General features: G+C 29.3%; 11 protein-coding genes. 10 read left to right on the forward strand and 1 reads right to left on the reverse strand.

Annotated elements, in window-relative coordinates:
• Positions 1-8 precede the first annotated feature (8 nt).
• The gene (trxA, locus tag WBG30_RS08350) at positions 9-317 is read right to left on the reverse strand and encodes a thioredoxin (protein WP_424504189.1); all 309 of its coding nucleotides are present in this window, start codon (positions 315-317) and stop codon (positions 9-11) included.
• A 284-nt stretch (positions 318-601) separates the two neighbouring features.
• Here trxA and rfaD point away from each other — a divergent pair, with 284 nt between their 5' ends.
• The 10 genes from rfaD to hflX form a co-directional block, all read left to right on the forward strand.
• Positions 602-1,600: an ADP-glyceromanno-heptose 6-epimerase gene (gene rfaD / locus WBG30_RS08355; protein ID WP_424504190.1), complete on the forward strand. Its 999-nt coding sequence runs from the start codon at positions 602-604 to the stop codon at positions 1,598-1,600.
• Positions 1,601-1,889: 289 nt separating this feature from the next.
• The gene (locus WBG30_RS08360) at positions 1,890-2,393 is read left to right on the forward strand and encodes a GNAT family N-acetyltransferase (protein ID WP_424504191.1); all 504 of its coding nucleotides are present in this window, start codon (positions 1,890-1,892) and stop codon (positions 2,391-2,393) included.
• A 15-nt stretch (positions 2,394-2,408) separates the two neighbouring features.
• Entirely contained in the window at positions 2,409-3,434 is a 1,026-nt protein-coding gene (locus WBG30_RS08365; RefSeq protein ID WP_424504192.1) for a type IV pilus twitching motility protein PilT, read from the forward strand.
• A gap of 57 nt (positions 3,435-3,491) precedes the next feature.
• Positions 3,492-4,886 (forward strand): coproporphyrinogen III oxidase, encoded by a 1,395-nt coding sequence (locus tag WBG30_RS08370; RefSeq protein WP_424504193.1) that lies wholly within the window; start codon positions 3,492-3,494, stop codon positions 4,884-4,886.
• Positions 4,887-5,160: 274 nt separating this feature from the next.
• Positions 5,161-5,685 (forward strand): ComEA family DNA-binding protein, encoded by a 525-nt coding sequence (locus WBG30_RS08375; protein WP_424504194.1) that lies wholly within the window; start codon positions 5,161-5,163, stop codon positions 5,683-5,685.
• Between the two features lie 107 nt (positions 5,686-5,792).
• Positions 5,793-6,467 carry a hypothetical protein gene (locus WBG30_RS08380; RefSeq protein ID WP_424504195.1) on the forward strand — a complete coding sequence of 225 codons (675 nt, stop codon included), beginning with the start codon at positions 5,793-5,795 and terminating at the stop codon, positions 6,465-6,467.
• Positions 6,468-6,552: 85 nt separating this feature from the next.
• The gene (locus WBG30_RS08385; protein WP_424504196.1) at positions 6,553-7,203 is read left to right on the forward strand and encodes a response regulator transcription factor; all 651 of its coding nucleotides are present in this window, start codon (positions 6,553-6,555) and stop codon (positions 7,201-7,203) included.
• Positions 7,200-8,681 carry a sensor histidine kinase gene (locus tag WBG30_RS08390; protein WP_424504197.1) on the forward strand — a complete coding sequence of 494 codons (1,482 nt, stop codon included), beginning with the start codon at positions 7,200-7,202 and terminating at the stop codon, positions 8,679-8,681. Before WBG30_RS08385 ends, WBG30_RS08390 begins: the two co-directional genes overlap by 4 nt.
• Before the next feature lies 1 nt (position 8,682).
• The gene (locus tag WBG30_RS08395; protein ID WP_424504198.1) at positions 8,683-8,943 is read left to right on the forward strand and encodes an SHOCT domain-containing protein; all 261 of its coding nucleotides are present in this window, start codon (positions 8,683-8,685) and stop codon (positions 8,941-8,943) included.
• A 15-nt stretch (positions 8,944-8,958) separates the two neighbouring features.
• Positions 8,959-9,963, forward strand: a 1,005-nt coding sequence (hflX, locus tag WBG30_RS08400; protein ID WP_424504199.1) for a GTPase HflX, incomplete at its 3' end; no start/stop codon positions are given.

The raw sequence follows: 9,963 nt of genomic DNA on the forward strand, positions 1-9,963 counted from the left end.
CCTTACTCTTAGTATGAATTTAATTTTTCGCTTAAAGCATTTTTTTGAACTAATCCAATTATTTGATCGACAGCTTCACCATTTTTAAAAGCAATCATAGTAGGAATACTTCTAACACCGTATTTTTGAGATAAGCCCGGATTATCGTCAACATTTACTTTAACAATCTTAGCAGTAACCTCTTCAGATAATTCATCTAAAATTGGAGCTAACATCTTACAAGGACCACACCAGTCAGCATAAAAATCAACTAAAACAATCCCATCTTGGATAACTGCCTCGAAACTAGTTTCATCTGTATATATAACTTTACTCATTAAAACCCCTCCTAAATTATGTTAATTATAAACATCTTTAAGTAATATTAGCATATTAAATATACTGTGTCAAACATTCAAGATCTCTAATATCTTTTCTATAATAATAAACATTTTTTTGTAATTAATAGGTAGGAGAAATATAAGTTGAATGATATTAAAAAAAATAAAGTTTTAGAAAAAAAGGTTGGAAATAAAGGTGTTTTCTTGCTCATACACATATAATTATGTTAAAATTAGGTTATAAAAAAATCTGAAACTAAAATAATTGGAGGTTTAGGAATATGTTGTTAATAACTGGAGCTTGTGGGTTTATTGCTAGTGCACTAACTTGGGAATTAAATGAAGGTGGGAAGAGTGATATCATCTTATCTGGTGAGCTAGAACAAGAAGATAAGTGGTTAAATATAAGGGATAGAGATTACTATGACTGGATAAATAAAAATGATTTATTTGAGTGGTTATCTATTGAGAAAAATGCATCAAAAATAACAGGAGTAGTACATATGGGAGCATGTTCAGCAACGACTGAAACAGATATGGATTTCTTAATGGATAATAATTATGGATATACAAAAAAATTGTGGGAATTCTGTACAGAGAGACAGATTAATTTTATATACGCTTCGTCTGCAGCTACTTATGGATTGGGAGAATTAGGATATGATGATGATGTAACTCCAGAGGAATTAAAAAAATTAAAACCATTAAATAAATATGGATATTCTAAAAAATTCTTTGATGATTGGGCGTTTAAACAAGAAAAAACTCCTAAACAATGGGTTGGAATAAAGTTTTTTAATGTATATGGACCTCAAGAATATCATAAAGATAGAATGGCATCTATGGTATTTCATGCATTTAATCAGTATAAAAAAGATGGACTTGTAAAATTATTTAAATCTCATAAATCTGAATATGAAGATGGAGGGCAGTTAAGAGATTTTGTTTATATAAAAGATGTAGTAAAGGTACTGAAGTTTTTTGTAGAGAGTGAGGATAAATCAGGAATCTACAATATAGGAACTGGAGTTGCTAGAAGTTTTAAAGATTTGGCATTAAATGCAATAAGAGCAAGTGCGGATGATTACTCATTGGAGGAATCTAAAGTTATAAAATATGTACCGATGCCTGAGGACCTTAGAGGAAGATACCAATATTATACTTGTGCAGAGATGAAAAAATTAAAATCAGTGGGATATACAGAGAAATTTCATACATTAGAAGAAGGAATAAAAGATTATGTTCAAAATCACTTAGCGAAAGAAAATCCATATTTATAAAATTAAAGGATATTTAAGAGAATTATAGAATAAAAATAATAGGAGTTTAAAGATAAAAACAAGGAAATTCTTTCCTTGTTTTTAATTACAGTTAATAAAAGTTGTTTTTTAAGTACTGATGTTCACGTAACTTTTTCTTTTATTACCCTAAATTTACTAAGATTAAAAAAATTATACTAAAAAATATAATTTTTTTGTGTCAAAGGTGGGAGTTTAAATAAAAGTAGAGGTTTTTACTGTAATTTAGTATGAAATTTTTATTGAATTCAAATAAAATAGAAATTAGGAGATGATAGGAATAAAATTAATATTACCTGTAAAGAAACTTGAAAAAGAATTTAAAGATATAATATTTGATTACCAGTTAGAAGGAGATCTTTTGTATTATTCATATATGGATGCTATTAATAATTTTGATGATTATTTAAGGAGGTTGAAAGAATTAAGCGTTGGAAAAAATTTACCTCAAGATGATGTTCCTGTGACTGAATATTGGCTTGTAGATATAGATGAAAAAGAAATCCGAGGGATGATAAAGATAAGATATAAGAGTATACCTATTCATGGAAACATAAGTTATAATATACCTCCTAAAAAAAGGTTTCTAGGATATGGAACAAATATATTACAACTAGGAATAGAAAAAGCAAAAGAACTGGGAATAGAAGAAGTTAAGGTCTCTTGTGCTTCTAATAATGAAGGATCAAGAAAAATAATTTTAAAAAATAATGCTGTTTTTATAGGCTTGAAAGAAGAAAATAATGAAGTATATGAGGTGTATATAATCAAATAAAACAGGGGAGATTTTATGGAATTAAGAAAAGTTTTGGAGAAAGCTAAAGAGGTTGGAGGATCAGATATTCACTTTGTGGTAGGGAGACCACCTATGATAAGGATAAATGGAGAATTATTAGATACAGGTGATTTTGAGAAGATGGTACCTCAAAAATTAGAAGATTTAGCTAAAACAATTCTCTCAGAAGATCAATATATGGAATTTAAGGAGCATTATGAATATGATTTTGCCTTTGGAGTAGCAGGGCTCGGAAGATATAGAGTGAATGTTCATATGCAGAGGGGAACAATTGGAATAACTATAAGGGTATTGAACACTGAAATTCTTTCCTTTGAAGATCTGAAATTGCCTAGCACTTTAAAACAATTTACAGAATATAAAAATGGATTAGTTCTAGTTACAGGGCCTACAGGAAGTGGGAAGACTACAACTTTGGCAGCTATGATAGATAAAATAAATAATGAAAAGCCACATCATATAATAACAATAGAAGATCCTATAGAATATCTACATAGTCACAAAAAAAGTGTAGTAGAACAAAGAGAAATAAGGTCTGATACAGATTCGTTTAAGACAGCATTAAAATATATTCTTAGACAGGATCCTGATGTAATTCTTGTAGGAGAAATGAGAGACTTAGAAACCATAGAAGCGGCAATAACAGCAGCAGAAACAGGTCATCTAGTTTTTGGGACTCTTCATACTAATAGTGCAGCTAAAACAATAGACAGAATAATAGATGTCTTTCCAAAGGAGAGACAGGGCCAAATCAGGTCTCAGTTATCGACTTCTTTAAGGGGAGTAATAGCTCAGCAATTAGTTCCACTAAAAGATGGAAGTGGTCGTAGAGTTGCTTTAGAAATATTGGTGGGGACACCAGCGATAGGGAATCTTATAAGGGAAGGAAAAATTCATCAGATACTATCTGCAATACAAACAGGAGCTAGATTTGGTATGGTAACAATGGAAAAATCTTTAGGAGATCTATATGATGAAGGGGTCATAACTAAAGATGAATACAATAATAGAATATATTAAATAAAAAATAGAATGTTGGTATCCGAACCTTCAAAATAGGAGATAAAAGTAAATAAAATGGAAAATATTAAATTAAATTTTGAGATAAAAATAAATAATCTAAAAGAATTTATTCGTATTCTTATTCCAGAATTAATAGATGAAAAAATAACTATTATAGAAAAAAAATGTGATAAATTCTTAGAATTGGAATTAGAGGCTTTGGGAAAGAAAATCAACTTTTCATATGAAAATAACTTGGATAAACTAGAAGACCAAAGGATAGTTATGTCCAAAGTAGGACTTCTAAAATTAATGGATAAAAAATATCCATGGGGAGGACTTATTGGGGTAAGACCTACGAAATTAGTGAGGAGATTTTTGAATCTTTCATATACTTATGATGAAATAGAAAAACTTATGTCTGAACTGTACTTAGTAACTCCTAAGAAAGTGAAACTACTTATAGATATAGTAAAAAAAGAGATGAAATTTTTAAATAGAGATCATATAAATATGTATATTGGAATACCATACTGTCCTACAAAGTGTAGATATTGTTCCTTTGCTTCCTATGAAATGAAGGGGAAAATAGGTAAATATTACAATGAATTTGTGGAAACACTTTTAGAAGAAATAAACCTTACAGGGGAATTTTTAAAAGGGACTTCTAATAGTATTGAATCTCTTTATATTGGAGGAGGGACACCTAGTATACTGACAGAAATAGATATGGAAAGGGTCTTGAAATCAATAAAAGATAATATAAATTTAATTGATCTAAAAGAATTCACTTTAGAAGCGGGGAGAGTAGATACGCTTACCTTTAAAAAATTAGATATAATGAAATCTTACGGAGTTGAAAGGATCAGCTTAAATCCTCAAACATTTAATTTGAAAACTTTAGAAAAAATGAATCGTCCTTTGGACAGAAATAAATTTGATGAAATGTTTAATTATGCTAAAAAAATAGGTTTGATAATTAATATGGACCTAATTTTGGGGTTACCTGATGAGACGACAGAAGATATCTTATATACTTTGGAGGAGTTAAAAAAATATCCTGCTGAAAATTTGACAACCCATGTGCTTGCATTAAAAAAAGCTTCTGTTTTATTTAAAGATGTTCAGACGTCTATACCTCTTGATTATGAAAAGATAGAAAGAAAATTATATGAGGTTACGGAAGAAAAGAAAATGAAACCGTATTATATGTATAGGCAGAAAAATAGTCTTGAATGTGGAGAAAATATGGGATTTGCCGTAGAAGGAACAGAATCAATATTTAATATTGAGATGATAGAAGAAAATCAATCAACCCTTGGATTAGGAGGAGGAGCAATAACTAAATCGGTAGTAGCTGAAAGTCTTACAGTAGATAAAATAAAGAGAATAGTAAGTCCTAAGGAACCTATTGCTTATGTAAAGCAGATGAAGGAAAGATTACCTAAGAAATTGGAGTTATTTAAATAAAAAACCTCACTACCATCTCCTCACCTAATTTAGGAGAGGAGGGAAAGTAGGAGTTGAGGATCTTTAATACAGGGTCATAATAAAAAGGCTGTTTTATTTAAAACTAAGAAAAAGGTAAAAAAAACTTGGACACGGAGATACACAGAGCAAAAAAAGAGAGTATACGGAGAAATCTCAGTGTAACTCTGTGATAAAGAGGTTCTAAAATCTAAGTAATCTGTGACGAAAAAATTAGTTAATTTTTTTTTTACTCTATATGTAAGGGGTGAGTAGGATGAATCAAAATGTAAAGTTGGTTATTATAATTGTAGTGATACTAACTACAAGTTTTATTTACAATAAAACAAGGCCAGAAAAAAAGAGTATAAAACTGAAAAAAGAGATGATTTTTAGTAGTAGCGATGAAATGAAAAAATTAAATGTAAATAATGCTGAGATAGAGAATTATTTAAAAGTAGGGATAACTCTTAGTATCGCTAAAAAAATATTTGAGTATAAAGAGATAGTAGGAAGGGTCGAAAATCTAAAAGATCTATCTAGAATAGCTGGGATAGGAGATAAAACCGTAGAAAAATTATCAAAAAAAATAGAGATAAGAGACGGTGGAAATTTAAATGAATTAAAAATAAATTCAGCTTCTACAAAAATGCTTAAATATTATGGGCTTACTAAAAAAGAAATAAAAAAAATTGAAATCTATAAAGAAAAAAATGATGTGATCTATTCTAATATTGAGATGATGAAAATATTAGGAGAGGAAAGATACAGAATTTATGAAGATATTATAACTTATAATTGAAAGTGAATAATGAAGAATTAAAACTTGGTCACAGAGTTGAATAGTACTAAAATAGGAGTATTAAAGATAACCTTTCTCTGGGGATTTTTTTATCTCTGTGGAACTCTGTGTCGAAAATAAAAAAATTAAAGGTAGGAAAAATGCAGAATTTAGATTTTACAACGATAGACACAATAGGCTTAGTGATGGGAGCATTCTCCGTATTTATAGGAATAAAATATCCCGATTGGGATTTCAAACTGAAATTAAAACATAGGTCTATACTAACTCACAGTCCGCTAATTATAATTTTTTTCATATATATATATTTAAATAAGCAAGGTAGATTTTTAGGATTTGGAGGAGAAGAAGAGATCGGATTTAGATATTTTATAATGGGGTTTTCCATAGGAATGGGAATACATTTTCTATATGACTTATTTCCAAAAGGATGGAAAGGAAGTGCTCTTTTACATGTTCCAATCTTAAATAGAAAAATAAAAAAATGGGGAAGTATAATTCTCTTTCTTTTATTTACTTTTATTTCACTTACTATAGGAATAAGACTAAGTAATTCTGTAGAAGAAACAATTTTATTTTTAATTTTAGGACTTTTATTACTTGGATTAAATAGGAGAAAAGAAGAAAAATTAATAAGGCCTACAGGATCTTTTTTATTGTTGTTTTTAGGAATTGCTTGTTATATAGATCCTAATTTTTATGGTTTTTTAATAAAAAATATAGAATCTCTATGGGGAGTAGGAAAAGCAGGAGTAAAATTAGTCTTCACATTAATTTCATAATAATATGGGATGATAAAAATAAATTTAATTTCTAGGAGGAGTAATTCATTAATTGCTCGTACGATTCCATAGAGTAGGAGGAATTATGAAAATATTAGTTGTTGAAGATGAGAAAAATATAAGGAAAGTCATAAAAAAAATATTGGAAATGAATGAATTTGAGGTCTTAGAAGCTTGTGATGGGGCGGAAGCTATGGATATATTCTATAGTAAGAAGATAGATTTAGTAATACTTGACTGGATGATACCTAAAATAAATGGTATTGAAGTATTAAAGATGATTAGAGAAGAGTCTAGTTTACCAGTCTTGATGCTCACAGCAAAATCTCAAGAAGACGATGAAGTAGAAGGATTAGAAGTAGGAGCAAATGATTATTTGAAGAAACCATTTAGTTTGAAAATATTGATTGCACGGGTTAAAAAACTTCTAAACTTAATAGGAGGGAATAAAAAATATGGTGTTTTAGAAATCGACTCAAATAACCATAAGGTTTATATAAAAGAAAAAGAGATTAATATATCTCCTAAAGAGTTTGAACTATTAAATTATTTGATATTGAATAGTGGAATAGTTCTAAATAGGGAAAAAATATTAGCTGACGTATGGGATTTTGCATATGATGGAGACTATAGAACTGTAGATACCCATATAAAAACTTTGCGAAAAAAAATTGGTCCAGAACATATAACTACTGTAAGAGGGATAGGTTATAAATTTGAGGTGGATAAAAGATGAAACTAAAACTGACTCATAAAGTATTTATATTCTCTCTAGCTCTTGTATCCTTAGTAATAGTTGGAGGAATATATATAAATAATAACTATTTAGAAGATTTTTATTCTGATAGAAGGATAGCTCAGATAAAGGAAGTGAGAAAGAAACTTTCCAAGGGAGTTCCTACAGTTGAAGAATTAGAGACCTATGCACAAAAATATAATATTACAATAGATATGATGAGTAGAATAAATCCTAGACGTCTAGAAGGAGGTCGATTAGACCAAAATAATAGGAGTTTAGGAAGAGAACAAATAGATGAAAGAAGGCCTATGGAAAGAGGTCCATTTGATAAAAAAACTAGACGCCTAGAGAGATATAAATTAGATGAAAATAATGAGGGAAATAGGATAACCAATCATAGGGGGATGGAACATTTAGAATATTATAAATTACTTCCTACAGGACAATTTATAACTCTGAGGATATCTATGGATTCTATAGAAAGTACAGTTGGAATAGTCAATGAGTTTTATATCTATGAAGGAATAGCTATATTGATAGGATCACTTTTTTTTGTATATATATTTTCTCTTCACATTACTCGGCCTATAATAGCTTTAAATTCTATTATAAAAAGGATGGTAAATATGGATTTTTCTTATAGGACCAATATAAAAAGTGGGGATGAGCTAGAAGAATTAGGTGGTAATATAAATTTTCTCTCCTCTGAATTAGAAAAAAATATAGGACAGTTAAAATTGTCCAATATAAAACTCAAAAATGAGGTAGAAAAGAGAAAAAAAATAGATGAACTCAGAAAGGAGTTTATTGCTAGCGTGACTCATGAGATAAAGACACCAGTAACAGTTATAAATACTCATGCCGAGATGCTCCTTTATGATTTGATTGAAAACAAGGAGGAGGGAAAGGAATATTTAAAGACTATTATGTCAGAAGGAAATAGTATAAGTACCCTTTTGAACGAACTCATAAAACTTATAAAATTAGAAGAAAAAATAGTAGATATAGAGATAAATAAATTAGATTTATTTGGTCTTTTAAGGGAAGAAAGTTTTAAATATAAAATTGATTTAGGGAAGAAAAATGTAAGTTTAATATTAAATTTAGAAGAAGGTTTAGTGGCTTTAGGAGATGATTTTAAAATAAGACAAGTTATAAATAATCTTTTAAGTAATGGTGTATCCTACGTAGAAAATGGTGGGGAACTTAGGATAAATTTAGAAACTATAAAAAATAAAGCTAGAATAGAAATAATAAATACAGGTTCTTCCATTCCAGAAGAAAAATTAGAAAATATTTGGAAACCATTTTATAGAGTAGAAACATCTAGAAATAGAAAATATGGAGGGACAGGACTTGGTCTCACTATAGTTAATGGGATATTAGAAAGACATAGATCGGAATTTGGTGTAAAAAATATAGAAAACGGCATAAAATTTTGGTTTACTTTAGAAAAAGTATCCAAGGAGGTATAATATGGGCAGTCATATGATAAATCATGAGACTATGTATGGATTATCAGGAGGAATTTATTGGGTATTTATGTTATTTAGAGGAGTAGCAGGTTTTATTTTACCACTAATATTGTTATACTTAATCTATAGATTTTTGAAGAGAAAGGATGGTGAATTTCTTCAGAAATCAGAGACTCCTTTAGAAAGACTGAAAATGAGGTTAGTTAAAGGAGAAATCACCAAGGAAGAGTATGAAGAATTAAAAAAAATAATAGAAAATTAGATAAAGGAGAAATTAATGGGAAGACCAGGAAAAGTAAAGGGTTTCATAGACAGTGTTATTGGGAAAGCGATAGTTGTAGGAATAGAGGTCTTTGCTAGAAAAAGTAATGTATCTTTAGAAGATTCTTTAGCAGAGTTAAAGGAACTATCTCATGCTGCTGGAATAGAGACTGTTTATACGATAAGTCAGAAGAAGAATAGAATCGAGGTAGGAACGTATTTAGGAAGCGGTAAATTAGAGGAAATAAAAGCTTTAGCAGCTAGATACGGTGCTGATATTCTCTTGGTAGATGATGAACTTTCTGGAATACAGATAAGAAATTTAGAGAGTGAATTGGATATGGAAATAATTGATAGAACGAGTTTAATTTTAGATATATTTGCCAATAGAGCTAAGAGTAAGGAAGGGAAATTACAAGTAGAATTAGCCAGATTAAGATATGAAAAACCTAGGATTGTAGGAGGGAGTACTCAGTTATCTAAACAAGCTGGAGGAATAGGATCTAGAGGACTAGGGGAAAAAAAGATGGAGCTTGATAGAAGAACTATCGATAAAAGGATAAAGGATGTAGAAAGATCCATAGAAACACTAAAAAAACAAAGGGAAGTACAAAAAAATAAGAGAAAGAAAAGTCATCTACAGACAGTGGCCTTAATCGGATATACAAATGCTGGAAAATCAACTTTGATGAATACTTTTTTAAGAATAAACAACCCGATAAAGAGTAAACATGAATCACCAGTTGCAGATATGTTGTTTGCTACATTAGATCCATTTCATAGAAAAGTGAAATTAAAAAATAATTTAGAATTTATATTAACAGATACAGTTGGATTTGTGAGTAAATTACCCCATACTTTGGTTGATGCCTTTATGTCAACATTAGAAGAAGTTAAAGAAGCTGATCTACTTTTATATGTTGTGGATGTGTCCAATGAGGAATATGAACATCAACTAAAAGTTACTAAAAACGTAGTAAAAGAATTAGGAGCACAAGAAATTCCATACATAATAGTTCAA

It is taken from the genome of Psychrilyobacter sp. (assembly GCF_049671765.1).
Lineage (GTDB): Bacteria > Fusobacteriota > Fusobacteriia > Fusobacteriales > Fusobacteriaceae > Psychrilyobacter.